Origin of the sequence: Solwaraspora sp. WMMB762 (genome assembly GCF_049179115.1) — a bacterium.
Lineage (GTDB): Bacteria > Actinomycetota > Actinomycetes > Mycobacteriales > Micromonosporaceae > Micromonospora_E.
The window spans coordinates 3,809,139-3,835,000 of record NZ_JBMHMD010000001.1; the positions used below are offsets into that span (position 1 = coordinate 3,809,139).

Genomic DNA, 25,862 nt, shown 5'->3' on the forward strand with positions numbered 1-25,862 from the left:
GCAAGCCTAGGCCAGAGGTGGCCGCAGCTCCCAACCCCCGGGTGGGTCAGCCCTTCGCCGGGCAGTCCTCCTGCTTGGGGCCGCCGCAGGTGGGGCCGGGGTCTGGGCCGCCGGGATCGGCGGGGTCGTCCGGGCCGCCGGTCGGCGGGGTCGCGGCGGCACCGGCGAACCGGACGTAGCCGATCTCCCGGCCGTCGCCGATGACCATGCCGCGCGGCCCGACGGCCAGCACCTCCGCCGAGGTACGCAGGTTGACCAGCTCGGTGCCGGTGGCCGGGTCGAGGGCGACGACCCGGTCCGGTTTGCGGTCGACGACCAGGGCCGCGTGCCGGGTGAGGGCCAGCTGGGCGTCCGGGTGCATCGGGCGGGTCCACCGGGGTGTCGGGGTGGGCAGCACGTACGCCTGGAGGGTCTCGCCGTCGGCGGAGCGGGCCAGGGCGTACCGGTCGTCGACGGCGCGCAGCTCCTGCCCGGCGGCGCCGGTCCACAGCACCCGCCCGTCGTAGGCGTCGATGACGGTTTCCCGCATGTCGGGGGCGATCCCGGCGAGAACGTTCGCGCCGCCGGTCGGGTTGTCCCGCTGGGCGCAGCCGATCCGGTCGGCGGTACGCAGGTTGATCCCGGTCCGCTGCCACACGGGCAGGTCGGTCACCGGGTCGACGCCCTTCGCCGTGTAGTAGCAGGCACCGTCGCGGGGGGTGGCGACCAGGCTGAACACCCGGCCGGCGAAGACCACGATCCGTTCGTGCCGGTCCTCTTCCAGCTCCTGCAGGACCTGCCCGGTGCGGGTCTCGACGACGTGGATCTTGCCGTCGATCGGGAAGCCGAGCACGGTCGGCATGGTCTGCGGGCCGCCGGCGTCGTCGGCGACGTCGTCGGCGGTCAACGGCCGGCTGGTGACCAGTTTCGGGTTGTCGGCGAACAGCACGAAGCCCATGCCGGGCAGCTGGGCGGTCCACCGTGGAGTTTTGCCGCGCGGGTCCCAGGCGGTCAGCGTGCAGTCGCGTGGGCCGGCGCAGCGTACGTCGAGCAGCGCGTCGCGGTAGGTCCAGACGGCGATGGCGGCGTCGTCGGCGCGCAGCACGGCACCGGTCGCCGGGTTGAGCACCTGGTAGCCGTCGGTGAGCAGCTCGCCGGTGGCGACCACCTGATCCGATCCGTCACCGGCGACCGCCGCCCAGTCGGCCTTGCGCTCCCAGACCTGGTTGCCGGAGGTGATGCTGCGCCCTTCGACCTTGAGCCGGTGCTCGACGATGACGGCGCGCTCGGTGATGGTGACACCGCGCGGTGTACCGCCGACCCGCTGTTGCCAGGTGACGTCCGGGTCGGCCAGTGGCTGGCTGCGGTTGACCCAGTCCCACAGGCCGGGGAACGGGTTCCAGAGGCCGGTGGCGGCGAGCACGATGACCACGACGAGCGCGAAGGCCAGGTAGCACTTCACGCACGGCGCGCTCCCCTTCGCCATCGGGCCACCGTAGCCGGGCCTGACCAACAGAACAGTCGGCCGACCGAAATGCGGCTTTTAGGCGTGTCGGGGGACATTCATGGGTGGTACCCGGAGTTGTCGCCACAGCAGCAGCGTGGCGGCCAGCGACAGCGCCCCGAAACCGGCCATCACCAGCCCCGGCGCGACCCACTCGGCGACCAGCCCGGCCGCCCCGGCGGCCAGCCCCTGCCCGGTCATCATCCCCATGTGGGACAACCCGAACGCCTGGCCACGCCGGTCTGCCGGCACCGCGTCCAGGAACCGCCGGGCCAACCCCAGATGGTACGAGAACCCGAACGTCGCCGCCCCGAACAGCACCGCCGCCACCAGCAGCCCGAGATCGGCCACGAAGGCCAGCATCGGCACCCCGAGCAGCAACGCCAGCCACGGCGTCAACGACTCCCGCCGGGCCGGCGCCACCCACCGCCCGACCACCAGGTCACCGAGCAGCATCCCACCGGCCCCGGCCATGAACAGCACCCCGGCGGCACCCTCGCCACCGGCGTACGGCACCACCACGCCCTCCGCGCCGACCAGCAGCGCGCCGGGCAGCCAGGTGGCCAGCAGCAGACCGCGTACCGGCGGGTCGGCGAGCAGCCGCCGGTTCACCCGCCAGGTCTCGCGTACCGCGCCTCCGGTCACGGCGGCCCCTACCACCCGGGCCGGCCGGTCGGACAACCCGAACCGGATCAGCACCGCCGAGGTCAGGCAGGTCACCGCGGTGATCCACAACGCACCGTACGGCCCGAGCAGACCGATCAGCGCGCCGCCGACGGCGAACCCGAGGACCTGGGTGGCCCCGGCGGTGATGGTGAACAGCGCCCGCCCCAACACGTACCGGTCGCCGGCCAGCAGGTCCGGCAGCAACGCGGTACGGGCGGCCGCCGCCACCGGCGACACCAGCCCGACGGTGAACACCAGCGCCAGCGCGCCGACCGGCGGCAGCACCCCGATCGCCAGCACCACCACCGTGACCACCCGGATCAGGTCGTAGCCGACCATCACCGTCCGGGGCCGCCAGCGGTCAGCGTACGCCAGCAGGAACATCCCGCCGACCACGCTGGGCAGGAAGCCGGCGACGTAGGCCAGCGCGGCCAGCAGCGGCGAGTTCGTCCGCTGGTAGACCAGCACGGACAGGGCGAGCATCTTCACCGTCTCGCCGATCATGAAGATGCCGTAGCTGGCGAAGAGCGCCCGGAACTCGCCGACCGCGAACAAATCCCGGAAGGTGGCCCGGTCGGTCGGCGCTGCACTGGTGATGGTCACCGGCGAAGCATGCCGCCGGCCAGCCGGCCAGCGGTAACCTTTCGGCGCAGGGCGAAAGGTCGCGGGAGGTGGACAGGGCCGGATGCGGATCGAGGTGAGTCCGGGAGACGTCGCGACCAGCCGGTTCGCGATCTCCCCGCTGGGCGAGACGATGACCGCGCTGCGCTTGTTGGCCGGGGTCCAGACCGCCGGACCGCTGCTGCCCTGGGTGCACCGGCACCGCGACCAGTACGCGGCGTTGCGCCGCGCCCAGCCGGGCATCGCCGCGATCCGGGCGCTGTACCACCGCAACGGCTACAACGCCGACTTTATCCAGCCGCCGCCGGACAGGATCGGGCTGACCTTCGCCGACCAGGTCGCCGTGGTCCGGCGTACCCCGCTCGACCGGGCCCGGGACGAGATCGCCCGCAGTCTGGCCGGCCGGCCACCGCCGACCGGGCCGGCCGGGCGGCTGCTGGCCGCCGACGACGTCGTCGACCGGCTCGCCGAGACGATCGACGCCGCGTGGCGGGCGCTGATCGCCCCGGACTGGCCCCGGCTGCGGGCCATCCTGGAACGCGACGTGGTCTACCGGGCCGGCCGGCTGACCACCTACGGCTGGAGTTCCGCACTGGCCGACCTGGACGCCCGGCTGCGCTGGGATCCGGATCCGGGCGCCATCACCGTCACCGGCTTCGCCGCCGAGCGGCACCGGCTCGGCGGGCGTGGTCTGCTGCTCGTCCCGACCGTCTTCGGTGCGCTGAGCCTGCACCTCGATCCGCCGTGGCCGTACGCGATCGGCTACCGGGCACGCGGCGTCGCCGGCCTGTTCGGCCCGCCGGACGCCGACCGGGCCGCCGACGGGCTGGACCGGCTGATCGGGCCGGGCCGGGCCGCCGTGCTGCGGGCACTCGCCGTACCGGCCACCACCAGCCAGCTGGCCGCCCAGCTCGGCACGGCGTTGGGCACCGTCGGTGGGCAGCTCGCGGTGCTGCGCGACGCCGGCCTGGTGCGCCGGACCCGCACCGGCCGCGCGGTCCGCTACGAGCGGACCGCGCTCGGCGACGCGCTCAGCGCCGACCCGTGACGTCGGCCGCCGACAGCACCAGCGGCAGCACCCGGTACGGGATCTGCTCGGCCAGAGCGATGATCGTCGAGGCGCGTCGGATCCCGTCGTACGCCAGGATCTGGTCCAGCACCCGCTGCAGGTCGGCGTTGGACCGGGCGACGATGCGGCACACCAGGTCCCCGGAGCCGGTGATGGTGTGCGCCTCCAGCACCTCCGGGATGCCGCGCAGATGGGCGGCGACCGGCTCGTGCCCGTGCCGCTGGCCGATCTCCAGGGTGACGAACGACGTCACCCCGAAGCCGAGCGCCGCCGGTGACACCTGCGGCCCGAACCCGCCGATCACCCCCCGGGCGACCAGCTTGTCGAGCCGGGCCTGGACCGTGCCGCGGGCCACCCGCAGCCGCCGGGAACATTCGAGTACGCCGATCCGCGGCTCCCTGGTCAGCAGCGCGATCAGCTCAGCGTCCAGCTGATCGAGCTGGACATTCTGTACAGCGTCCATGGCCCCCGACCCTAACGAGTGAGCAGGCTGACCAGCCGTCGTCGCGGCGGTTGCCCAGTGGGGATGAACCGCCCATCCTGCCGTTACCGGCCATGGCGATCCCGATCGGCCGGCTCCTAGGGAGGACGATCGTGACCTACCTGACTGATTCCCGCGCCACCGCCACCGCCACCGGCGACGCCACCGCCACCGCCATCGCCATCGCCGACGCCACCGCGACCCGCGACCCGTTTCCGGTGCACGGCGTCGACCACCTGACCTTCCTGGTCGGCAACGCCAAGCAGGCGGCACACTTCTACTCCACCGCGTTCGGTATGACCTGCGTCGCCTACCGGGGCCCGGAGCAGGGTTTCCGCGACCACGCCGAGTACGTGCTGACCAGCGGTGCCGCCCGGTTCGTGCTGCGCGGGCCGGTGCACGCCGACGCGTCCGCCGCCACACACGTCGCCCGGCACAGCGACGGGGTGGCCGACATCGCGCTCGCCGTACCGGACGTGGACGCCGCGTACGCGCACGCCCTGGCGCAGGGCGCGACCGGGCTGGCCGCCCCGGCGGACCTCACCGACGGCGCCGGCACCGTACGGGTGGCCAGCATCGCCGCGTACGGCGAGACCCGGCACACCCTGGTCGACCGGTCCGGCTACGACGGCCCGTTCCTGCCCGGCTTCGTGGCCCGGCCGCCGATCGTCGACCGGACGCCGCTGGTCGACGCCGGCCTGCAGCCGAAGCGGTTCTTCCAGGCGGTCGACCACGTTGTCGGCAACGTCGAGCTGGGCCGGATGGACGAGTGGGTGGCCTTCTACCACCGGGTGATGGGCTTCACCAACATGGCGGAGTTCATCGGCGACGACATCGCCACCGACTACTCGGCGTTGATGAGCAAGGTCGTCGCCAACGGCAGCCGCAAGGTCAAGTTTCCGCTCAACGAGCCGGCGGTGGCCCGCCGCCGCTCGCAGATCGACGAGTACCTGGAGTTCTACGGCGGGCCGGGAGTGCAGCACATCGCGTTGGCCACCAACGACATCCTGGCGTCGGTGGACGCGATGCGGGCCGCCGGGGTGGAGTTCCTGGACACCCCGGACTCGTACTACGACGACCCGGCGCTGCGGGCCCGGATCGGTGAGGTCCGCGCCCCGATCGAGCAGTTGAAGGCCCGCCGGATCCTGGTCGACCGGGACGAGGACGGCTACCTGCTGCAGATCTTCACCAAGCCGGTGCAGGACCGGCCGACGGTCTTCTTCGAGCTGATCGAACGGCACGGGTCGCTCGGCTTCGGCAAGGGCAACTTCAAGGCGCTGTTCGAGGCGATCGAACGGGAGCAGGAGAACCGGGGCAACCTCTGAACCAGGGTGGGCGGCCGGTGAACCGTCGACAGGCTGCGGTGCCGGCCGGGCCGGTCGTTAAGGTGCCAGGGTGAGCATGCACAGTCCGCCCCGGCCGGCCGGCCGCACCGCGGGGTCCGCCCGGTGACGTCGATCTCGCCCGGCTGGTACAAGGATCCCGCGGAGCCGACCACCCAGCGTTACTGGGACGGCGGCGGGTGGATCGGTGCGCCGTTGCCGGCCGACGCCACCCCGCCGGAGGGGCCGCCGCCGGCAGAGCAACCGGCGGCAGAGCAACCGGCGACGCCCGGCGGGCCGACGTCACCGGCCGGGCCGACGTCAGCGGCACCGGCCGGGCCCGAGGCGGAACCGCCGTGCCATCCACCGCCGCCGGCCCAGCCGGTCGCACCGGGTCAACCGGCACCGTACCCCGGCTGGTCGGCACCACCGCCGGGCTACCCGACGCAGGGCCACCCACCTCCGCCACCGGGATACCCGGCAGCGCCGCCGCCCGGTTGGGCGGGCTACCGGTTGCCGCCGCCGGAACCCCGGCCGCAGGGGATGGCGTTGGCGCCGTTCGGCGCGCGGCTGGCCGCCCGGCTGATCGACATCGGCGCGGTGCTGCTGCTCAACATCTTCATCAACGGCTGGTTCGTCTGGCAGTACGTGGTGGAGGTCTGGCCGACGTTCAGCGAGATCTGGCGGCGGTCGCTGGCCGACGACCGGTCCACCGAAGGTCTGCCGCAGGTCACCGAGCGGGCCTCCGGACTACAGATGGTGATCATCCTGTTGGCGGCGGCGATCTGGTGGGCGTACGAGGTGCCGGCCGTGGCGAACACCGGTCAGACCCTCGGCAAGCGGCTGGCCCGGCTCAAGGTGGTGCCGGTCGAGCCGGGCGGGCAGCTCGGCTTCGCCCGGTCGTTCCGCCGGTGGAACACCCTCGGCCTGCCCACCCTGCTGTGGATCTGTTGCGTCGGCTTCATCCTTCAGCTGATCGACTGTGTCTTCCTGCTGTTCGACCGCCCGCTGCGGCAGGCGCTGCACGACAAGTCGGCGCAGACCGTCGTGGTGCAGCTACCGCCCGGCGTACCGGCGAGCGCCGCCGGCCCCGGCGGTGGCCGGACCGGCGGTCCGGGCGCGGACCGCGACACCCCCGGAAGCTCCGCATGACAGGAGGCCCGATGCCCCCCTCGCTCGGTCTGACCCGCGCCGACCTCGACGCGCTGCCCAGTTACGTGCCGGGTCGCAGCCCGGTCGACGTGGCCCGGGAGCTCGGCCTGCCCGAGGCGATCAAGCTGGCCAGCAACGAGGTGCCGTACGGGCCGCTGCCCGGCGTGGTCGAGGCGGTGGCGCAGGCGGCGGCGTCGACGCACCGCTACCCGGACATGGGGGTGCTGGCGTTGCGGGCCGCGCTCGCCGAACGGCTCGGGGTGGCGGCGGAGCGGATCGTCACCGGATGCGGCTCGGTGGCGCTCTGCGAGCATCTGGTCCGCGCCACCTGCCTGCCCGGTGACGAGGTGGTCTACTCGTGGCGGTCGTTCGAGGCGTACCCGATCATCGCGGCGACCACGGCGGCGAGCAGCCGGCGGGTGCCGAACACCGCGACCCACGGCCACGACCTGCCGGCGATGGCGGCGGCGGTGACCGGGCAGACCCGACTGGTGCTGGTCTGCAACCCGAACAACCCGACCGGCACCAGCGTTCGCCGGGCCGAGCTGGACCGGTTCCTCGACGCGGTACCGGACGACGTGCTGGTGGTGCTGGACGAGGCGTACAAGGAGTTCGTCACCGACGCCGAGGTGCCCGACGGCCTGGCCGCCTACGGTGACCGGCCGAATGTGGTGGTGCTGCGCACGTTGTCCAAGGCGTGGGGGCTGGCCGGGCTGCGGGTCGGCTACCTGGTCGCGCATCCCGAGGTGGCGTCGGCGGTACGCAAGGTGGCCACCCCGTTCGGCACCAACGCGCTGGCGCAGGCGGCGGCGTTGGCCGCGCTCGACCAGGCCGACGAGGTACGCCGCCGGTGTGATCTGGTGATCGCCGAGCGGGCCCGGGTCACCGACGCGGTGCGCAGGCTGGTGCCGGGCGTGCCGGACAGTCAGGCCAACTTCGTCTGGCTGCCGCTGGGTGAGCGGGCGGTGCCGTTCGGCGCGGCCTGCGAGTCACGCGGGGTGATCGTGCGCCCGTTCGCCGGCGACGGGGTCCGGGTCACCATCGGTACGCCGGCCGAGAACGACGCGTTCCTGGCGGCTGCCGAGGCGGCGCTCTGACCAGCGGTCGATCCGTCACACCAGCCGACTCCAGCCGCAAAACGGTCATCATGCTCGTATAGTGACTTACGTGCGTATAACCGCGATACTACTCGGCGCGACGCTGGTCGCGGCCGGCCCGACCCACCGGCCGGCCGACGCGGTTTCCGCCGCGCACCCCGTCACCCGGCCGCTCGCCGCGCCAGTGGCCCTCGGGATGCTGCGGCAGACCGGTCTGGCCATCACCGTGCCCGGCACCCGCAGCTACGGTGCCGCGCCGGTCGGATCGACCATCGGCGGGACGCTCGGCCCGGTGTCGGTCAGCGACTTCCGGGGCTCGCTCAACCCCAACGCCTGGGTGGTCACCGTCACCTCCACCGCGTACACCACCGGGGCGGCCGGGCCGAGCCAGACCATTGCGAACAGTCGGGTCTCCTACTGGTCCGGTTCGGCGACCAGTTCCACCGGGGGCGGGACGCTCGTGCCCGGTCAGCCGACCGCCGCGCAGGCGGTGGTGCTGAGCGCGCCGCGGGTCGCGTTCAGCAAGACCTCGGGTAGCGGCAACAACCGGGTCACCTGGAACCCCACCCTGTCGATCATGGTGCCGACCGGGGTGACCGGCGGCACCTACACCGGTCGGATCACCCACTCTGTCGCCTGATTGCCCGAATCGCTGGTTCTGCCGGCTATTGGCGGGATTCATGACTACATTGGGTCACATGCGGAAGATGTTTCTGATGGTCGCCGCCGCGGTGACCGTGGCTGCCGTGGCGACACCGGCAGCCGCCCAGCCTTCTGGTGACACCATCGTCACCTTCACCGTCTCCACGTCGGACCTGATCATCCAGGTGCCGGCGGCGGTCAACCTCGGCTCGGCGTTCCCCAGCCAGACCCTGAGCGGAAGCCTCGGCAACGTCACCGTCAGCGATCAGCGGGCGGCGCTCACCGCCACCTGGACCGCGTCGGTGGTCTCCACCGCGTTCACCACCGGCGCCGGCACACCTGACGAGGTCATCCAGCCGAACGTGGTGGACTACTGGTCCGGCCCGGCGGTCTCCACCACCGGCGACGGCACCTTCGTGCCGGGCCAGCCCACCGCCGCCGACGCCGTGTCGCTGAACCTGCCGAGGACCGCCTTCTCCAAGACCTCCGGTGCTGGCGTCAACACCGCCGTCTGGAACCCGACCCTGGCAATCGCCATCCCGGGCGACTCGGTCGCCGGCCTCTATCAGGGCACGGTGACCCACTCCGTTGCGTAACCGTCTCGCCGCGCTCGCCCTGGTGCCGCTGCTGGTCGGCACCGGGGCGGCCGCACATGCCAAGCCGCACCACGACGCCGATCCGACCAGCGTCGGGGTCCGGCTGGTCGACGCGCCGTTGGAACGCCGCGACGACTACCGGGCGCACATCTACATCGTCGACCATCTCAACCCCGGCGACACCATCGAGCGACGCATCGAGGTGACCAACTACTCGCCGAGCGCCCGCGACATCGCGTTGTACCCGGGAGCGGCGTTCGTCGACAAGGAAGGCTTCCTGTTCGGCGACGGCCGGGCGGACAACGAACTGACCGAGTGGATCACGCTCGACGAGACCGAGGTACGCCTCGACGCGGAGAGCCGCACCCGGGTGCTGGCCCGGATCACCGTCCCCGACGACGCCACCAGCGGCGAGCACTACGGGGTGATCTGGGCCGAGGCCGGCGACCGGCACGAGCCGCACGCCAACGTCCACAACGTCGCCCGGTCCGGCATCCGGGTCTACCTGTCCATCGGCGCCGGCGGCGAACCACCGTCGAACTTCGAGCTCGACGACCTCGGCGCGAAACGGACCAAGGACGGCCAACCGGTGGTCAGCGCACGGCTGCGCAACACCGGACAACGTGCCCTCGACCTGCGCGGTGAGCTGACGTTGACCGACGGACCGGGTGGCCTGTCCGCCGGCCCGTTCCCGGTGGAGATCACCACCCTGGCCGTCGGCGACGACCGGGTTGTCGAGCTGCCGCTCGACGCGGTCGTCCCGGACGGCCGGTGGACCGCGAAGCTGACCCTGACCAGCGGAAAAGTCGATCGGGAAAGCACCGCAACGGTCGTCTTCGGCCCGGCACTGGTGGAGTCCTCCGCTGCGGTCGGCCCCGGGACCATGCTCGGCATCAGCGGGCTGGTCGCGCTGCTCGCCGTCGGAGCGCTCGGCGTCGTGGCCTACCGGCGGCGGGACCGGACCGGCTGACCTGACCGCTGCACGGTCCGGGCTGACCCCACCCGGACCGGCCGGGTCAGGTACGGGCGACGATCACCGCCTCCTGCAGCCGGTAGTAGCGGCCGTCGTCGGCGTCCGGGTCGACCGGCAGCCGTAGCCGCTCGACCGCCACGAAGCCGTCCTGCGCGGAGACGTAGCCGGGGGCCCAGTCGGTCGACAGCTCGCTCAGCAGGATCAGCACGAAACTCGACAACTCGGCACCGGTCGCCGCGTCCAGGGTGATCAACTCCCGGGTGGCGGTCAGCAGGTGCGCCCGACCCGGCTGCACCGCGAGCAACCGGTCACCGGTGCCGCCCGGACCGGGTGCCGCTGCCGACGGAATCGGCCGCCGCCACACCTGCTCACCGGTCCGTACCGCCTCGGCCACCACCGCCGGAGTGTCCCCGGTGGTGTCCAACCGGATAGCCATCCCGTCGACCAGCATCGCGTCGACCGGGTCGAGCGGCGGCGCCGGCACCGGCTCCGGGCCGTCGACCAGCCAGCCCCGCGACTGTCCAGCCCCGGTGGTACGCAGCGCACCGCAGGTCGAACGGGCGGCCGCACAGCCGATCGGCTCCACGGCCAGCCCCGGACCGGCACCCTCCGGCTGCCAGGTCGCGGTCAGCTGCCCGGTGGCGACGTCGTAGAACTCCACCGTCGGCGGGGCTGCGCAGCTGTTGACCAGGGCGAACCGGCCGCCGGTGGTGCTGAAGCCGGCGTCGCGGCAGGCGTCGCCCTGGCCGGGCAGCATGGTCCGCCACAGTTCCCGACCGGTCGCGGTGTCGAACCCGGTCAGCTGCGACTCGCCGTGCGCCACCACCACCGCCCGCCCGTCGGTGCCGCTGACCGCGGTGTGCAGACCGGACGGCGCGTAGACGGTCTGCGCCCCGGTACGCCGACCGGCGTACCCGGTGTCGGCTGGCTGCGGGCCGGCGGACCGCCAGGCCACCTTGCCGCTGCCCGCGTCGATCGCCACGAGTTCGCCGTCCGTCCAGCGGCTGACCACGGTGGTGCCGGTGACGACGACGCCGGTCAGCTGCTCCGGCCAGCGCCGGAACGACCAGGCCGGGGTGACCTGGGTACGCATGTCGATCGGGCCGTCGGCGCGCACCTGACGGGTGGTGGCGTACACCCGGAACCGTCCGTCGACCAGCAGCGGCGCGGCGGACAGTTCGGCCACCGGGCCCGGCTCGGCGGTCGGCGGGGACGGCTGGTAGCCGGCCGGGGTGACCACCTCGGCCGGGGCCAGCACCCGCCAGGCGACGACCGTCGCGGCGGCGAGGACGACCGCCCCGGCCAGCACCCCGGCGGTGATCAGCTGCCAGCGCGGGCGGGACCGCCACCAGGGGCGTCGCCCGCCGGGCTGCGTCTCGTCGGGCTGCGTCTCGTCGGGGTTCGTCGGACCGTCGGCGGGGTGCGCCGAAGGGTCCGCTGCGTCCGCTGGGTGCTGGGTGTTGCTCGCCGGCTCGGCCATCGGGCACCTCCCCCCGCACCCTACCGAACCGGACAACCACGTCGGGTCAGCCGCGGGCGTTGGACCACCGGTCACGGACCGAGCAGCGCCAGTGGAACGACGGCGATTCCGTCCGCGCGCCGGTACGCCGCCGGGCCGGTCAGGCGGTGGCCAGTGCCCGGGTCGGCGGCAGCCGGGCGGCCTGCAACGCCGGATAGCCGCCAGCGACGACACCGACCAGCAACGCCCCACCCAGCCCGGCGAGGGTCGCCCCCGGCGGCACCACCACCGGCCAGCCGTTGGCGATCGCGTAGCCGGCGGTGGCGGCCAGGCCGAGCGCCGTACCGGCGAGGCCGCCGAGCAGCGACAACGCCACCGACTCGGTGAGGAACTGCGCCCGGATCTGGCCCCGGCTCGCGCCCAGCGCCCGGCGCAGCCCGATCTCCGACCGGCGTTCCAGCACCGAGATCACCATCGTGTTCGCCACCCCGATCCCGCCGACCAGCAGCGCCACCCCGGCCAGGGCCAGGAACAGCGACGCGAAACTGCTCTCGGTCACGCGTTTGGCGGTCAGCGCGTCCGACGGCCGGGTCACCCGCACCGTGCTGGGTCGCTGCGGATCGATCGTCGCCGGCAGCACCGCCCGGACCGCCTCGATCGCCGGCTCGTGCGCCCGCAGGTAGATCACCGTCGGATGCCCGCCGAAGCCCAGCTTCTCCTCGGCCGCCGGCCAGCCGACCAGCGCCGACCGGTCGATCTCCGGGGCCAACGGCAGCGGCTCCAGGATGCCGACCACGGTGAACCACTCGTCGTCGATGCGTACCTGCGTCGGTGAGTCCGCCGGCCCCAGGCCGACGATGCCCAGCCGGGTCGCGGCCACCGAGCCGAGCACCACCGTCGGCAGGCGTTCGGTGCCGGCGTCGAGGTAGCGGCCGGTACGCAGCCGCGCGTCGAGCGTCGCCGGCAGGCTCGACTCACTCGCCAGCACGGTCAACCCGGAGCCCTCGCGCGGGTCGATCCAGTCGGAACGGCGGATCACCGTGTTGGTGTTGGCGACCGCGCTGGTCGCGGTCACCGGCCCGATCCGCGCCACCATCGCCGGCGACTCGACCGGCAGCCGGGTGACCCCGTCCTCGTCGGGCTGGGCCGTCGCCTGCAGCAGGTTCACGCCGAGGGCGGACAGCTCGGCCAGCAACGCCCGTTCGCTGGCCGCCGGGATGCCGGTGACCACGATCATCGTGGCGATGCCGATCGAGATGCCCAGCGCGGACAGTGCCGCCCGCAGCCGGCGGGTCCGGATGCCGACCAGGCCGAGCCGGAGCAGGTCCAGCGGGGCCAGCCGAACCGGACGGGGCAGCTCCACCGGGGCAGACCCGACCCGGTGGGGCTGATCCACCCGGCTCATGACGCCGCCACCGGCTGCTGGCGGACGTCGCCGACCAGGCGGCCGTCACGGATCTCCACCCGACGCGGCAGCCGCGCCGCGATGTCGCGATCGTGGGTGATCACCGCGATCGTGGTGCCGTCGGCGTTGAGCGCGGTGAGCAGGTCCAGCACGGCACGGCCGGTGGCGGTGTCCAACGCGCCGGTCGGCTCGTCGGCCAGCACCAGCGCCGGGTCGTTGACCAGCGCGCGGGCGATCGCCACCCGCTGGCGTTCCCCACCGGACAACTGCCGGGGCAGGTGCCCGACCCGATGGGCGAGCCCGACCCGGGCCAGTGCCTCGGCGGCCAACGGCCGACGACGGCGGCGCGGTACGCCCGCGTACAGCAGGCCGGTGGCGACGTTCTCGGCGGCGGTCAGCCCGTCGGTGAGATGGAACTGCTGGAAGACGAAGCCGAGCCAGCGCCCGCGCAGTGCCGACAGCTGCCGGTCGGACAGGGCGGTCACGTCGTGGCCGCCGAGCCGGACCGTACCGCTGGTCGGGCGGTCCAGGGTGCCCATGATGTTGAGCAGAGTGGACTTGCCGGAGCCGGACGGGCCGACGATGGCGACCAGCTCACCGGCGTGGATGTCGAGGTCGACGTCGGTCAGCGCGGCGACACCGCCGGGGTAACGCATCCCGGCCCGCACGACCGACAGCACCGGCGCGTTCACGACGTGGTCACCACCGTCATGCCCTCGTCGAGACCGTCGCCGGTGACCTCGACCATGCCCTTGGTGAACAGCCCGGTCTCGACGGCGATCAGCGCACCGTCGGTCAGCTGCACCGCGTACCCGCCCTCAGCGAGCGCGAGCAGCGCGCCGACCGGTACGGCGAGGACCTGCTCGCGTACCTCGGTGCGGAACTGCACCCGGACCGGCGCGGACTCCAGCTCGCCGAGCACCGCCGGGTCGTCGGGCACGACGGTGAGGCTCAGCTGCGGCCCCTGCCCCGGCTGGCCCTCGGGATCGGCGACGACGGTGCCGACCGCGGCGATCCGGCCGGGGACGGTGGCGCCGTCGGGCAGGGTGATCGTCACCGGCGCGTCGGGCAGCATTCCGCTGGTCTCGCCGGCTCCCACCCGTACCGTGATGATCTTTTCGGTCGGGGTGACCGACATGATGTCCGTCGCGGCACTGTCCCCGGCCAGCGCGGGCACCGCGTCGACCCGTACCTTTCCCGGCAGTACGGCCACCTCGCCGGGCCGCAGGATGCCGGTGGCCGGCGCGGCGCGGTCGCGCTGCCAGCGTTCGATGGCCGAGATCAGCTCCGGGGTGAGGACCGCGTCGCCGGTACGGACGGTGACCTTGCCACCGGCGGAGGTCGGCTGCCGACCGGAGTCGGCGGCCTGCGCCGGCACCTGCTCAGGATCTACTGACTGCTCAGGATCCGGCGACTGGGCCGCGTCCTGGTCGGCGGCGGTGGTCGCCGCCGGCACCGCGACGGTGGCACCGACCGGCGGCTGCCAGCCGATCCGGTAGCCCAACGCCTCCAGGTTGTCGGCGACCACCCGCACGTCGCGGCCGACCAGGTTCGGCTGATCGAGGGTACGGAACAACGGCGTGCCACCGTAGAACAGCAGCACCGGCTGATCATCCACTCGGTACAGCTGCTGGCCACGCTCGATCACCGCCCCCTGCTCCGGCAGCCAGGTCAGCACCCCGTCACCGGAGCCCCGCACCGGCCGGGCCGCGCCGTAGCCGAGGGTGCCGGGCAGTTCCCGGGCGTCGGAGATGTCCATCCGGACCACCTCGGTGGTCGCCACCCAGACCGGATCCGGCGGCGCGTCGTCCGCGTCGGCCGTCGCGCCCCCACCCGGCCAGCCCCAGCCGATCATCGTCCCGGTCACCGTCAACCCGGCCACCACTATCGCGGCCGGCAGGCCGTACGCCAGTGGTCGCCGCCACCGGCGACCGGTGGACGTTCGCAGGAAGAACACCATGCCGGCCAGCGTCGACGGCGATTGTGAGGAACCTGTCAGGCCGGTACGGTGCGATTTCCCACCGCCGCGCCGACGTTGGCGCGCAGTATGGTTCGCCCCGTGGTTGCCCATGTGCTGATCGCCGAGGACGACCGACGGCAGGCCGAGGTGCTGCGCCGCTACGTCGAGTCCGACGGACACCGGACCACCGTGGTCCACGACGGGCGCGACGCGCTCGACCAGGCCCGCCGGCACCGCCCGCAACTGCTGGTGCTCGACGTGATGATGCCCGGTCTGGACGGGCTGAACGTGTGCCGGATCCTGCGCCGCGAGTCGGACCTGCTGGTGCTGATGCTCACCGCCCGCGCCGACGAGGACGACATGCTGCGTGGGCTGGACCTGGGCGCCGACGACTACCTGACGAAGCCGTACTCGCCCCGGGAGCTGATGGCCCGGGTCCGGACGTTGCTGCGCCGGGTCGACCGGGTGCCGCGCACCATCGACGGGGTACGGCGGGTCGGTGCGCTCGCCGTCGACCCGGTCCGCCGCGAGGTCACCGTCGACGGGCGGCCGGTCGGCTGCACCCCGGGCGAGTTCGCGATCCTGGCCGCCATGGCCGAGCAGCCGGAACGGGCCTTCACCCGGGCCCAGCTGCTGGAGCACACCCGGGGCCTGGACAGGGACTCGACCGAGCGGGCCATCGACACCCACATGGTCAACCTGCGCCGCAAGATCGAACCGGACGTACGCCGGCCCGCGTACCTGGTGACGGTGTACGGCATCGGCTACAAACTCCGCGACCCGGCCAATGGCTGAGCCGACCGGCGACGCGTCGGTGACCGGGGGTGCCCGGGTGCCGCTGCGGCACAGCCTGGTGCTGCGGCTGCTCGGCGCGTCGGTGCTGGTGACGGTCTGTGCGGTCGTCGCCACCGCCTGGCTGACCGTGGAGTCGACCACCCGGGCGATCGAACAGGAACAGGGCCGGTCCCTCGCCGACGACGTCAGCATCTACGACGAGTTGATCACGTACGCGATCGAGCACCGCGACTGGTCCGGGGTCGCGCCGACGGTGGACGAGCTGGCGGCGCGGACCGGCCGGCGGATCGTGCTGCTCGACCCGGTGACCCGCGCCCCGGTCGCCGAGTCGGCACCCGGCCCGTCGCTGCGCGACGCCCGCCCGTCGGCCATCGTCGACCCGCTCGACCTCGATCCGGCGCTGGCCGGCACCGCGACGGTCACCCGGCCTGAGTCGAGCATCGCCACTGCGGCCACCGGGCAGGCGTCGAGCATTGACGCCCGGGTGGTCGGGCCGTACCGGCTCGCCGAGGACGAACAGGCGATGCTGCGCGAGGTCGCCGAGGAGTACCGCGACTGCCTCGACCAGGCCGGCAACACCGTCGAGATCGTCGAGCTGCCCAGCGGCCGACCGACCGTCCAGATCGTCTCCTCGACAAGCGCTGAGTCGCCTGCCGAGGTGATCGAACCAGTCCCGAGTGACCCGCGAATCTGCGCCAAACCGGAAGTGCTGGATGAGCCGACCCGAGGCGAGATCGCTCCCCTCGACGAGCTGCTCGACCTGACCAGGAGCTGTCTGGGCCCGGCCGCCGGCCAACTCGACCTCACCATCTCGGCGGTACGCTCCGTCGAGGTGCTCCGCTCCCTGCCCGGCGCACCGTCCGACGCGGAGGTACGGGCCTGCGTCGAGGAGAGCCGACGCAGCCAGCTCCGGCCGTACGTCGCCCCGCCGGTCCTGCTCTTCGTCACCGACCCGGCGGCCGCCGGACCGGAGCCGACGACGGTCAACCTGTCCACCGGCAATCTGCTACGGATCGCCGGCGTCGCCGGCCTGGTCCTGCTGCTCACCGTCGCGGTCACCGTCGGCGTCGGGATGCGCCTGGTCCGGCCGCTGCGGGCGCTGACCGAGGCGGCCCGCGCACCGGTCGACCGGCAGCACCGGGTGCCGGTCACCACCCGCGACGAGATCGGCTACCTCGCCACCGCTCTCAACGACCTGGCGCAGCGCCGGGACCAGTTGGAACAGCAACGCCGGGCGATGGTCAGCGACGTCGCGCACGAGCTGCGTACCCCGTTGACGAACATCCGGGCCTGGTTGGAGGCCGCTCAGGACGGCCTGGCGCCGGTGGATCCGCGTACCCTCACGCTGCTGACCGAGGAAGCCACCCTGTTGCAGCACGTCATCGACGACCTGCGGGATCTGGCCGCCGCCGACGCCGGGACCTTCACGCTGCACCCGGAGCCGACCTTCGTCGGTGACGTCCTCACCCAGGTCGTCGAGGCCAACCAGGGTGCCGCGACCGCCGCCGGAGTCGCCCTGCGGTTGGCGGTGCACGGCGATCCGGAGGTCATCGTCGATCCGGTACGGCTGCGTCAGCTTGTCGGCAACCTGGTCGGCAACGCGATACGGCACACCCCGGCCGGCGGGTCGGTCACCGTCGACTGTGCGGTACGCGGCGACGGCGCGGTACCCGACGACGACTGGCTGACCGTCGAGGTGGTCGACACCGGGGTCGGGATCGGCGCCGACGACCTGCCGAAGCTGTTCGACCGGTTCTGGCGGGCGGATGCCTCCCGCAGCCGATCCACCGGCGGCAGCGGGCTGGGCCTGCCGATCGCCCGGCAGCTGGCCCGCGCCCACGGCGGAGACATCACCGTGGCCAGCGAGCCGGGCCGGGGCACGCACGTCACGGTACGCATCCCAGCCCGGCCGCCCAGCACGCAGCGTCGCCTCTCCGGGTAGAGGTACCGGTTCAGTCTTGATGCCACAGGTGCATCAAGATGCACCTGTGGCATCAGCGCATGGGAGGCACCTGGGGGTACCCGGGTCACCGGTCAGCCCTCGATGAACACCTTCGCCTCGCATTCCTTGATCTCGTTGCCGGGCGGCAGCCCATCGGTGAGCGACAGGTAATCGCCGTCGACGAAGGCGTCGACGCCGCGATCCTGCAGGCACTTGGCCCAGGCCCGTAGCTTGTCCGGGTACTCGGGGTCGAGCCGCAGGGACCGTTCCCAGGTCGCTTCGGGCTCCAGCGAAGCGCACGCCTCGGCGGCCTTGCGCGCCGCGGCCTGTTCCTCTGCGGACTCGGGACCAGCGGCCGCCATCGGCGTATCGCCGCCGCCCTCCGGCAGCCTGGCCGGCTTGGGTAGCCCGTTGTCCTCCAGACACCGCTGGTAGACGTCGTACAGGCGTTGCTCCTCCGCTGGCGAGGTGTCGGGGCGGATCAACGGACGTTCGGCCGGCGACGATGGCGACGCGTCCGGTGCGGTGCTGCCCACGATCGACGCGACGCCACTGTCACCGGTCGAGCCGGGGGCACCGGTCGCCGTACCGCCGGCTGCCGCCGGGTCCTGGTCCCCACCGCCGCACGCGGTCAGCAGCCCGATCACCGTCACGGCCAGCGCGACCGCCAGCGGGGCGGACCGGCGGCCTGATCGGATGCCGGACCGGCGGGGGTGTCGAAATGTCGTCATGCGAGCGAGGTTGCCGAGCAACCGTCAGGATCCTGTCAGCACCGTCTTGGCCACATCAGCGGAGATGCTGCCCACCGCCGGCCGCGCTAGGGCGTGTATCAAAGTCGGCCGTGGGCGGGTGACGACTTTCGGCGTGTCGCTGCCCGGTAAACAGCGAGGTCTCCGGTAGACGGCTTATCGACCAAGACGAACCATCAACACGGAGACCTCGTGACCAGCGTAGCGGTGACGAGGCGGCACGACCTGACGGACGCGCAGTGGGCAGTCCTGGAGCCTCTCCTGCCCACCGCACGCCGACCGGGCCGACCGCCCGCATCAACGAAACGGCAGCTCATCGACGCGATCCGGTGGCGGACCCGGGCCGGCGCCCCGTGGCGGGACATCCCCGACCACTACGGCTCCTGGGCTGCGGCGTACGCCCTGTTCCGCCGGTGGCAGCGCGACGGGACCTGGGCACGGATCCTGACCGCGTTGCAGGCCCTGGCCGACGCGGCGGGACGGATCGTCTGGGACGTGTCCGTGGACTCCACGATCAGCCGAGCGCACCAGCACGCCGCCGGAGCGCGTAAAAGGGGGATCTGCAGGCCGAACCACCCGGCGGTACCGGGTCGGAACCCGACGACCACGCGTTGGGGCGTTCCCGTGGCGGACGGACCACGAAACTGCACCTGGGCTGTGAACAGGGACAGAAACCGCTGTCGATCGTGCTGACCGGCGGGCAGCGTGGCGACAGCCCGCAGTTCACGACGGTCCTCGACCGAATCCGGGTGCCCCGGCTCGGGGCCGGTCGGCCCCGGACCCGTCCGGACCGGGTGCTGGCGGACAAGGCGTACACGTCGAAGGCGAACCGTGCCTACCTGCGTCGACGGGGTGTCGCCGCGACGATCCCGTCGAAGGCCGACCAGGACGCCAACCGGCGGAAGAAGGGGTCGAAGGGCGGCAGGCCGCCGGCCTTCGACCCCGAGATCTACAAGCAGCGCCACGCGGTCGAGTGCGGGATCAACCGGCTCAAGCGCAACCGTGCCGTCGCGACCCGCTACGACAAGCTCGCGGTCCGGTACGAGGCGACCGTGCAGGTCGCGGCGATCAACGAGTGGCTGTGACCGACTTTGATACACGCCCTAGGGGCGAGCGGGAAGGCCACGCCGGTCAGCTCCTCGGAAGCCGTCCAGAGTCGGCGGGCCAGCGCTTCGTCGCGGGCGGCCGACGATCGGCCGACGAGTTTGGGCACGCCACGGATCTCCCCAAGGCCACCCGGTCCGGCGTAGCTGCCGCCGGGGACGTCCGCCACCGCCGCGTAGAGCGTGGGCAGCGCGCCGCCGTCGTCGCTCTGCCCGATCGCCTTGAAGAACGTCGTACGCAACCGCTGCAGTGGGCGGCGTTGGTGCTCGAGGAGGTTGGTGGTCGCCATGCCGGGGTGCGCGGCGGTGGCCAGTACCGGCGAGCCCACCTCGGTCAGGCGACGGTGCAGTTCTGCGGTGAACAGCAGGTTCGCCAGCTTCGACTGGGCGTACGCCGGGAAGGCCCGGTAGCGGCGACGGTGCCAGTTGGGGTCGTCGAAGTCGATCCTGCCAGCGCGGTGGCCGCTCGAGGAGACGGTGACGACCCGTTGGCGGATCCGGGGCAGCAGCAGGTTGGTGAGCGCGAAGTGCCCCAGATGGTTGATGCCGAACTGCAGCTCGAATCCGTCGGCCGTGCGGCCCAGCGGCGGGATCATCACCCCGGCGTTGTTGATCAGCACGTCGACTGGCTCGGTGGACTTCTCGGCGAAGGCGCGGACCGAGGCGAGGTCGGCGAGGTCGAGGCGGCGCACGACCACGTCACCGGTCATCGTCGCGGCGGCGGCGCGGCCCTTGGCGGGGTCGCGGACGGCGAGCACGACCCGCGCGCCCCGGGCGGCGAGTGCGCGGGCGGCAGCGCGACCGATGCCGCTGTTGCCCCCGGTGACGACGACGGTTCGGCCGGCCTGGTCGGGGATCCCGGCAGCGGTGAATGTTGTCATGGGAAACAATGTAGTCATCGACAACAATGCTGTCAACGACAACATTGGGTTAGGGTGTGCCTGTGCCTGCGTACCACCACGGAAACCTGCGGACGACGCTGCTCGCCGCCGCCGAACGCAGCCTGCGCCAGCACGGCGCGGGCCAGCTCTCACTGCGCGAGCTGGCCCGCGAGGCCGGCGTCAGCCACGCCGCCCCACGCCGGCACTTCGCCGACCGGCAAGCGCTGCTCGACGCGCTGGCCGAGGCCGGATTCGTCCGGCTGGGTGCCGAGCTACGCGCGGCGATCGACGCCGCCGGGGAGCAGTTCAGGCCGCGTCTGCGGGCCATGGCCGCCGCCCACCTGCGGTTCGCCACCGAGGACGCCGCGCTGCTGGAGCTGATGTTCGCCGCCAAGCACCGGCCCGGCGCCGACCTGCCCGGCGAAGTCGCCGCCGCGCCGATCGGGCTGATGCAGAGCCTCATCGAGGAGGGGCAGGCGCAGGGCCACCTGGCGCCGGGCGACCCGGAGCGGGTGGGCGTCGTGCTGTTCGCGACCCTGCAGGGCATCGCCGCCCTGATCAACGGGAACCTGATCCCGGCCGAACTGCTCGACGGGATCCTGGAGACGGCCGTCGACCAGTTCATCCGAGGAGCACGGCCCGACTGACCGTCAGCCGGCGACGTTCAACCGGGCGAGGTGCTCGTCGGTGAGGTCGAGCGAGACGCCGTCGAGCGCCGCCTCCAACTGGTACGGCTTGCTGCCGCCGAGGATCGGGCGGATGCCCTGCGCCACCAGCCAGGCCAGCACCACCTGGCCACGGGTCGCGCCGGCGTCCCGGGCGACGTCGTCGAGTGCCGCGAGCCGCCGCGCGCTGCCCGGATGGTCGTACACCGGTGGGACCGGCTTGGCCGGGTCGTCGTAGGCTCCGGTCAGCAGCGGCGTGGGCGCGGGCCCGCTCGATCCGCCAGGCCGGGTGGTTGGACGCACCGACCCGGCGTACGGCACCGGACGCGACCAGCCCGGCGACCGTGTCGACAGTCTCCTCAATCGGGGTGGCCCGGTCCTCCTGGTGCAGCCAGAGCAGGTCGACGCTGTCCACGCCCAGCCGGTCCAGACTGCCGGCGAAGGCGTCGGCGACGGCGCGGCGGCTCAGCCCGGCCCGCACGCGCGGCCACGATCCGGCCCACAGCGGCTCGGCACCGACCTTCGTCGCGATGCGCACCCGCTGCCGTACGCCGGGGCGGGCGGCGAGCCACCGCCCGATGACCCGTTCGCTGTCGCCGCCCCGGCCGTCCCGGCTGGCCCAGAAGGCGTAGCAGTCGGCGGTGTCGATCCACTCGCCGCCCCGCTCGACGAACCGGTCGAGCAGCGCGAACGAGGTCTCCTCGTCGGTCCGGGTGCCGAACATCATCGCGCCCAGCACCAGCGGCGAGGCCGGTGCCGACGCTCTGCTGGTGGTCGAGGTGGCGGCGATGGTCGGGGGGTTCTCGTACGTCATGCGTCCCACCCTGCGACTTGGAGCGCACTCCAGGTCAAGCGGTACCGTCGGCGGTATGACGGCCTATTCACCCGCCGAGGCGGCGGCCCGGTCCGGCTTCTCGATCGACACCCTGCGCTACTACGAACGGGAGGGCATCCTGTCGCCGATCGCCCGCAACGCCAGCGGGCGCCGCGTCTACAGCGACAACGACCTGGGCATGCTCGACTTCCTGCGCTGCCTGCGGGACACCGGGATGCCGATCGAACGGCTACGCCGCTACGGCGAACTGTGCCGTGACCCGCAGACCATCCCGGAGCGGATCGCGCTGCTGCGCGAGCACGCGGACGCGGTCGAGCAGCAGATCGAACAACTGCACCGCTGGCGGGCCCGCCTCGGCGACAAGCTCGCCTGGTACCAGGGCCAGGCGGCGGACACGACCGCGGCCGAGGGCTAGTCTGCCGGCTTTTCCGCCGACCACCCCGCACCATTGGAACAGCAGGTCAAACGGGGTGAGGAGAGCGATTGTGGCAGCACCGGTGGACAGCGTCGGCAAGGATCTGCAGGCGATGCGGGCGGGCGTCGAACGGGCCCGGACAGCCGCAGCGGCGGCGCAGCAGGAAGCCGAGCGGGTCGCCGGTCAGGCGGCGGCCGGCGGCTTCAGCGGCATCGTGGCCGGCATGATCCAGGTACGCAACACGCTGAAGGAACTGCAGGCCGGGCTGACCGGGGTCACCGGCACGCTCGACGAGGCGGCGGCCACGGTGGTGCCGGTGCCGAGGGAGCCGTCACCGGCGGAGGTGCTGGCCACGCTGGGTCGGGCCGGCGACAGGCTGCGGGCCGTCCAGGACGGGATCGGCGCGGCGACCGCCAAGGCCGACGAGGCGGCGACGCTGGTGGCGCGGGTACTGCAGGGCGGCGACCCGGCCCAGTTGCTCGGGGTGCTCGGCACCGTCAAAGAGACGCTGGCGGCGGTACGGCAACGGGCCGGCACCGTCGACGAGTCGCTGACCGCTGCCGCCGCCACCGCCCGACAGGTCGGCGCGAACCCGGGCAGCTGACGGTCCACCGCCGTCGATGTTCGGCCGCCGTTGACGTTCGGCCGCCGCCATCCGGCCGTTCCGCTGCAGACAGCTCGCAGGAAATGGTGTGATTTGTGCGGGTCGGTGGCCTTCGTTTCGTTGCCGGCGCGGCAGGCAGCCGGCGATGTGCCGGACGGCCCCGAGAAGGAGAGGCGATGCGTTTCAACCCGCTCGAAGAAACCGGCATCCCGCTGGAGAAACAGCTACGGAGCTGGTCCGAACTGAACGTCGAGCCGTACGAGCCGCACGGGGTCGATCCGTACACCCGGTGCCGGGTGATCGTGATGAACGGGATCGAGGTGGAGGCGATCACGTTCAGCCACCAGATGAACCGGCACGTCGACGACATCGAGTTACGGCAGAAGCTCGCCTACCTGCGCTACATCGAGCAACAGCAGCAGAAGGCGATCAACTGGATGATCCCCGGCCAGGAGTCGGTGCTGGAGGTCGTACTCGGGTACGAGCAGGTGGCGACCGACATCACCGCCTGGGTCGCCCGCAACGAGCCCGACCCGTACCTGCGGCAGAACTACAAGTTCGGCCTGCTGGAGGACTTCGACCACCTCTACCGCTACTCCAACCTGTACGAGCTGACCCAGGGCAAGAAGGCGGAGGCGATCGTCGACTACCTGACCGAGGTCATGCCGGGGCGGCCGACGTCGCACCATCACCGCCACCCCGAGGACAACGTCCGCAAGCACTACGACAAGCACACCGTCGATCCGCTGTCGCGGATGCACGCCATCACCATCACGGCCGCCGAGCAGCAGACGATGAACTACTACATGAACGTGGGTCCGGAGTTCGTCGAGCCGATCGCCCGGGGTCTCTACCTGGAGATCGCGATGGTGGAAGAGGAACACGTCACGCAGTACGAGTCGATGCTCGACCCGGCGGAGAGCTGGCTGGAGCAGCTCGTCCACCACGAGTACAACGAGTGCTACATGTACTGGTCGTTCGCCCAGGACGAGGACGACCGCCGGATCAAGCAGGTCTGGGAGCTGAACCTGGCGATGGAGATCGAGCAGCTCAAGGTGGCGGCCGATCTGCTGCGCCGGTACAACGGCCGGGAGCCGGAGCAGATCCTCCCCGCCGAGATGCCCCAGCCGACGAAGTTCCAGCCGAACAAGGACTTCATCCGCGAGGTGATCGCCGAACAGGTGGACATCACCACGTTCGGCACCGGTTTCGTCGCCGAGTGGCCGGAGCGCTACATCAAGCACATGGCGACGGTCAACGCCGGTGGCGCACCGAGTGAGCAGGTCATCGACGAGAACGCGCAGCGCAACGGCCGCGAGTACCGCAATATCACCGACGGCCCGTACCCGGCCGAGCAGTACGCCCGCGAGAAGGTTCGAGAGGAGGTCGTGCGATGACGCGCAGTGCCGTACGTACCGAGACCGGCGCGATGATCAAGCCGGGCCCGATGGTGACGGTCACGCCGGAGCGGGCGGTGGACGACGACCGACTCGCCACCTTCGCCACTGGCAGTGGTCTGAACGGCCCGTTCCTGGCCGACCAGCTCTCCGCGTGGACGACCCACGACCTGATGGGGGTCCACCTGTTCGCCATGCTGACCCGGCGCACCCCCAACCCGATCCTGGCCGGACTGTACGGCCGGCTCAGGACGTCGACCAGCGAGCGGGTGCAGACCTGGGAGGCGCTGATCGGCGAGCTGGGCGGCATGCCCACGTACGTCAGTCCGACCGCCCGAATGACCGGCGGCATGGACGAGAAGATCATCTCGTCGTTCCTGATGAACGGCTCCGGTGACGAGCTGACCTTCGAGACGGCCGGGCTCAACGCCGCGTTCGCCACCCTGTCACTCGGCGTGCTCAACGCGCAGTCGCTGACCAACTGCGCGGAGAAGGCCGACGACGGCCAGGCCAAGCAGGTGATGCAGGCGGCGGCCACCCGGCTCAGCGGGTCGGCGCAGGAGGGCCTGTCCGAGGTCGAGAAGGCGTTGAGCGCCAGCATGCTCCTGCAGGTCAGCAGCGGTACGGCTCAGAAGGTGATGCACGGCGTGGACAAGGCCGCCAGCAAGATCAAGAACGCGCTGCGCTCATAGTACGGACCTGTGGCGGGTTCGTAGCTGATAGTCAAAACTCTGACCGGTCACCAGAATGGCTGCCGTGGAGACCATCTCGATCACTGAGGCCAAGGCTCGTATCGCTGAACTCGCCGATCGGGTCTCCCGGCAGCACGACCGCTTCACGATCACCCACAACGGCCGCGCCGACGTCATGCTGATCTCAGTGGCCGAGTACGAGTCGATGCGGGAAACGCTGGAACTGCTCTCCGACGCCGAAGCCCTCGCGGATCTCCGCCAGTCCCGGGAGGACTTCGCCTCGGGCGACACGTTTCCGATGGACGAGGTCCTCGGTGAGTTGAAGCGCCGTTCGTAGAGGCGCAGGCCTTACGGGCGTCGTGCGCTCAGGCGGGCAAGATCCACTTGTGACAGCCTCCTACCCTGAGTGTCACGGATCGCTCCGCTTGAGACGCTGGAGGCGTCATGTCGTTTACCGCTGCAGTTCGCTCGGTTCTCACCCAGTACGTCGGGTTCAGCGGACGTGCCCGCCGCTCCGAGTACTGGTGGTTCGCCCTCTTCTCTCTCCTCGTCAGCATCGTGACCTCGATCCTCGACACCGCGCTGGGCACCAACTTCGAGGACTCCACCAACGGCGTCATCGGCCTGCTCGTCAGCCTGGCGCTGTTGCTGCCGTCGTTGGCGGTCGCCGTACGCCGGCTGCACGACACCGACCGGTCCGGCTGGTGGATCCTGATCGGGCTGATCCCGATCATCGGCTGGATCGTCCTGCTGGTGTTCTACGTGCAGAACGGCACGCCCGGCTCGAACCGTTTCGGCCCCGACCCCAAGAACGTCGCCGGGTTCGGCTCAGCCGTCTGACGCCTGCGACAGCGTCGA

At 72.0% G+C, this 25,862-nt stretch carries 26 protein-coding genes and 1 pseudogene; 17 read left to right on the top strand and 10 right to left on the bottom strand.

Going from position 1 to position 25,862, the window contains the following annotated elements; translation table 11 throughout:
• Nucleotides 1–46: 46 nt before the first annotated feature.
• On the bottom strand, nt 47–1,465 hold the full coding sequence (locus ACN27J_RS16945) for a hypothetical protein (protein ID WP_421367297.1): 1,419 nt from the start codon (nt 1,463–1,465) through the stop codon (nt 47–49).
• Nucleotides 1,466–1,522: 57 nt separating this feature from the next.
• Nucleotides 1,523–2,752 (bottom strand): MFS transporter, encoded by a 1,230-nt coding sequence (locus ACN27J_RS16950; protein WP_421367298.1) that lies wholly within the window; start codon nt 2,750–2,752, stop codon nt 1,523–1,525.
• 82 nt (nt 2,753–2,834) lie between these two features.
• On the opposite strand from ACN27J_RS16950, the gene ACN27J_RS16955 reads away from it, so the two are divergent.
• Complete coding sequence (locus ACN27J_RS16955; RefSeq protein ID WP_421367299.1) at nt 2,835–3,818, top strand: DUF5937 family protein; 984 nt, start codon at nt 2,835–2,837, stop codon at nt 3,816–3,818.
• Here ACN27J_RS16955 and ACN27J_RS16960 read toward each other — a convergent pair.
• Complete coding sequence (locus ACN27J_RS16960; RefSeq protein WP_421367300.1) at nt 3,802–4,302, bottom strand: Lrp/AsnC family transcriptional regulator; 501 nt, start codon at nt 4,300–4,302, stop codon at nt 3,802–3,804. The genes ACN27J_RS16955 and ACN27J_RS16960 overlap by 17 nt on opposite strands.
• A gap of 194 nt (nt 4,303–4,496) precedes the next feature.
• On the opposite strand from ACN27J_RS16960, the gene hppD reads away from it, so the two are divergent.
• From hppD to ACN27J_RS16990, 6 genes are all read left to right on the top strand, one after another.
• Nucleotides 4,497–5,645 (top strand): 4-hydroxyphenylpyruvate dioxygenase, encoded by a 1,149-nt coding sequence (hppD, locus tag ACN27J_RS16965; RefSeq protein WP_421372296.1) that lies wholly within the window; start codon nt 4,497–4,499, stop codon nt 5,643–5,645.
• A 123-nt stretch (nt 5,646–5,768) separates the two neighbouring features.
• A complete protein-coding gene (locus tag ACN27J_RS16970) occupies nt 5,769–6,794 on the top strand; it encodes an RDD family protein (RefSeq protein WP_421367301.1) in 1,026 nt (341 codons plus the stop codon).
• Entirely contained in the window at nt 6,791–7,891 is a 1,101-nt protein-coding gene (gene hisC, locus ACN27J_RS16975) for a histidinol-phosphate transaminase (protein WP_421367303.1), read from the top strand. Before ACN27J_RS16970 ends, hisC begins: the two co-directional genes overlap by 4 nt.
• A gap of 70 nt (nt 7,892–7,961) precedes the next feature.
• A complete protein-coding gene (locus ACN27J_RS16980) occupies nt 7,962–8,531 on the top strand; it encodes a hypothetical protein (RefSeq protein WP_421367304.1) in 570 nt (189 codons plus the stop codon).
• A gap of 58 nt (nt 8,532–8,589) precedes the next feature.
• Nucleotides 8,590–9,129 (top strand): hypothetical protein, encoded by a 540-nt coding sequence (locus ACN27J_RS16985; RefSeq protein ID WP_421367305.1) that lies wholly within the window; start codon nt 8,590–8,592, stop codon nt 9,127–9,129.
• Entirely contained in the window at nt 9,122–10,099 is a 978-nt protein-coding gene (locus tag ACN27J_RS16990) for a hypothetical protein (RefSeq protein WP_421367306.1), read from the top strand. The genes ACN27J_RS16985 and ACN27J_RS16990 overlap by 8 nt, the downstream gene beginning before the upstream one ends.
• 46 nt (nt 10,100–10,145) lie before the next feature.
• On the opposite strand, the gene ACN27J_RS16995 is transcribed toward ACN27J_RS16990, so the two are convergent.
• The 4 genes from ACN27J_RS16995 to ACN27J_RS17010 form a co-directional block, all read right to left on the bottom strand.
• The gene (locus ACN27J_RS16995) at nt 10,146–11,582 is read right to left on the bottom strand and encodes a PQQ-binding-like beta-propeller repeat protein (protein ID WP_421367307.1); all 1,437 of its coding nucleotides are present in this window, start codon (nt 11,580–11,582) and stop codon (nt 10,146–10,148) included.
• 139 nt (nt 11,583–11,721) lie between these two features.
• Nucleotides 11,722–12,966 carry an ABC transporter permease gene (locus ACN27J_RS17000; protein ID WP_421367308.1) on the bottom strand — a complete coding sequence of 415 codons (1,245 nt, stop codon included), beginning with the start codon at nt 12,964–12,966 and terminating at the stop codon, nt 11,722–11,724.
• Complete coding sequence (locus ACN27J_RS17005; protein ID WP_421372298.1) at nt 12,963–13,622, bottom strand: ABC transporter ATP-binding protein; 660 nt, start codon at nt 13,620–13,622, stop codon at nt 12,963–12,965. Before ACN27J_RS17005 ends, ACN27J_RS17000 begins: the two co-directional genes overlap by 4 nt.
• A 32-nt stretch (nt 13,623–13,654) precedes the next feature.
• A complete protein-coding gene (locus ACN27J_RS17010; protein ID WP_421367309.1) occupies nt 13,655–14,926 on the bottom strand; it encodes a hypothetical protein in 1,272 nt (423 codons plus the stop codon).
• A gap of 87 nt (nt 14,927–15,013) precedes the next feature.
• Here ACN27J_RS17010 and ACN27J_RS17015 point away from each other — a divergent pair, with 87 nt between their 5' ends.
• Together ACN27J_RS17015 and ACN27J_RS17020 are read left to right on the top strand one after the other, a co-directional pair.
• A complete protein-coding gene (locus ACN27J_RS17015) occupies nt 15,014–15,721 on the top strand; it encodes a response regulator transcription factor (RefSeq protein ID WP_421372300.1) in 708 nt (235 codons plus the stop codon).
• Nucleotides 15,714–17,663 (top strand): sensor histidine kinase, encoded by a 1,950-nt coding sequence (locus ACN27J_RS17020; protein WP_421367310.1) that lies wholly within the window; start codon nt 15,714–15,716, stop codon nt 17,661–17,663. Before ACN27J_RS17015 ends, ACN27J_RS17020 begins: the two co-directional genes overlap by 8 nt.
• Nucleotides 17,664–17,755: 92 nt before the next feature.
• Here ACN27J_RS17020 and ACN27J_RS17025 read toward each other — a convergent pair whose 3' ends face one another.
• Nucleotides 17,756–18,394 carry a hypothetical protein gene (locus ACN27J_RS17025; protein ID WP_421367311.1) on the bottom strand — a complete coding sequence of 213 codons (639 nt, stop codon included), beginning with the start codon at nt 18,392–18,394 and terminating at the stop codon, nt 17,756–17,758.
• 225 nt (nt 18,395–18,619) lie between these two features.
• On the opposite strand from ACN27J_RS17025, the gene ACN27J_RS17030 reads away from it, so the two are divergent.
• A protein-coding gene (locus ACN27J_RS17030) for an IS5 family transposase (RefSeq protein ID WP_421372099.1) occupies nt 18,620–19,497 on the top strand; the annotation gives its coding sequence in 2 pieces (ribosomal slippage) (nt 18,620–19,009 and nt 19,012–19,497; 876 coding nt in all).
• Here the strand turns inward: ACN27J_RS17030 and ACN27J_RS17035 are convergent.
• Entirely contained in the window at nt 19,431–20,396 is a 966-nt protein-coding gene (locus ACN27J_RS17035) for an oxidoreductase (protein WP_421367312.1), read from the bottom strand. The genes ACN27J_RS17030 and ACN27J_RS17035 overlap by 67 nt on opposite strands.
• Nucleotides 20,397–20,458: 62 nt before the next feature.
• On the opposite strand from ACN27J_RS17035, the gene ACN27J_RS17040 reads away from it, so the two are divergent.
• The gene (locus ACN27J_RS17040; RefSeq protein WP_421367313.1) at nt 20,459–21,043 is read left to right on the top strand and encodes a TetR/AcrR family transcriptional regulator; all 585 of its coding nucleotides are present in this window, start codon (nt 20,459–20,461) and stop codon (nt 21,041–21,043) included.
• 3 nt (nt 21,044–21,046) lie between these two features.
• On the opposite strand, the pseudogene ACN27J_RS17045 reads toward ACN27J_RS17040, so the two are convergent.
• Nucleotides 21,047–21,875: pseudogene (locus ACN27J_RS17045) on the bottom strand (aldo/keto reductase).
• A 55-nt stretch (nt 21,876–21,930) separates the two neighbouring features.
• On the opposite strand from ACN27J_RS17045, the gene ACN27J_RS17050 reads away from it, so the two are divergent.
• The 6 genes from ACN27J_RS17050 (at nt 21,931) to ACN27J_RS17075 (ending at nt 25,844) form a co-directional block, all read left to right on the top strand.
• Nucleotides 21,931–22,311, top strand: coding sequence for a MerR family transcriptional regulator (locus ACN27J_RS17050; protein ID WP_278171964.1), 381 nt, complete (start codon nt 21,931–21,933; stop codon nt 22,309–22,311).
• A gap of 70 nt (nt 22,312–22,381) precedes the next feature.
• Nucleotides 22,382–22,915, top strand: a complete 534-nt coding sequence (locus ACN27J_RS17055) for a DUF6244 family protein (protein ID WP_421367314.1) — start codon at nt 22,382–22,384, stop codon at nt 22,913–22,915.
• A 176-nt stretch (nt 22,916–23,091) separates the two neighbouring features.
• Nucleotides 23,092–24,312, top strand: a complete 1,221-nt coding sequence (locus tag ACN27J_RS17060) for a hypothetical protein (protein ID WP_421367315.1) — start codon at nt 23,092–23,094, stop codon at nt 24,310–24,312.
• A complete protein-coding gene (locus tag ACN27J_RS17065) occupies nt 24,309–25,004 on the top strand; it encodes a hypothetical protein (RefSeq protein WP_421367316.1) in 696 nt (231 codons plus the stop codon). Before ACN27J_RS17060 ends, ACN27J_RS17065 begins: the two co-directional genes overlap by 4 nt.
• A 64-nt stretch (nt 25,005–25,068) precedes the next feature.
• Nucleotides 25,069–25,341 carry a type II toxin-antitoxin system Phd/YefM family antitoxin gene (locus ACN27J_RS17070; RefSeq protein WP_421367317.1) on the top strand — a complete coding sequence of 91 codons (273 nt, stop codon included), beginning with the start codon at nt 25,069–25,071 and terminating at the stop codon, nt 25,339–25,341.
• A 107-nt stretch (nt 25,342–25,448) separates the two neighbouring features.
• Complete coding sequence (locus tag ACN27J_RS17075; protein ID WP_421367318.1) at nt 25,449–25,844, top strand: DUF805 domain-containing protein; 396 nt, start codon at nt 25,449–25,451, stop codon at nt 25,842–25,844.
• Nucleotides 25,845–25,862 lie beyond the last annotated feature (18 nt).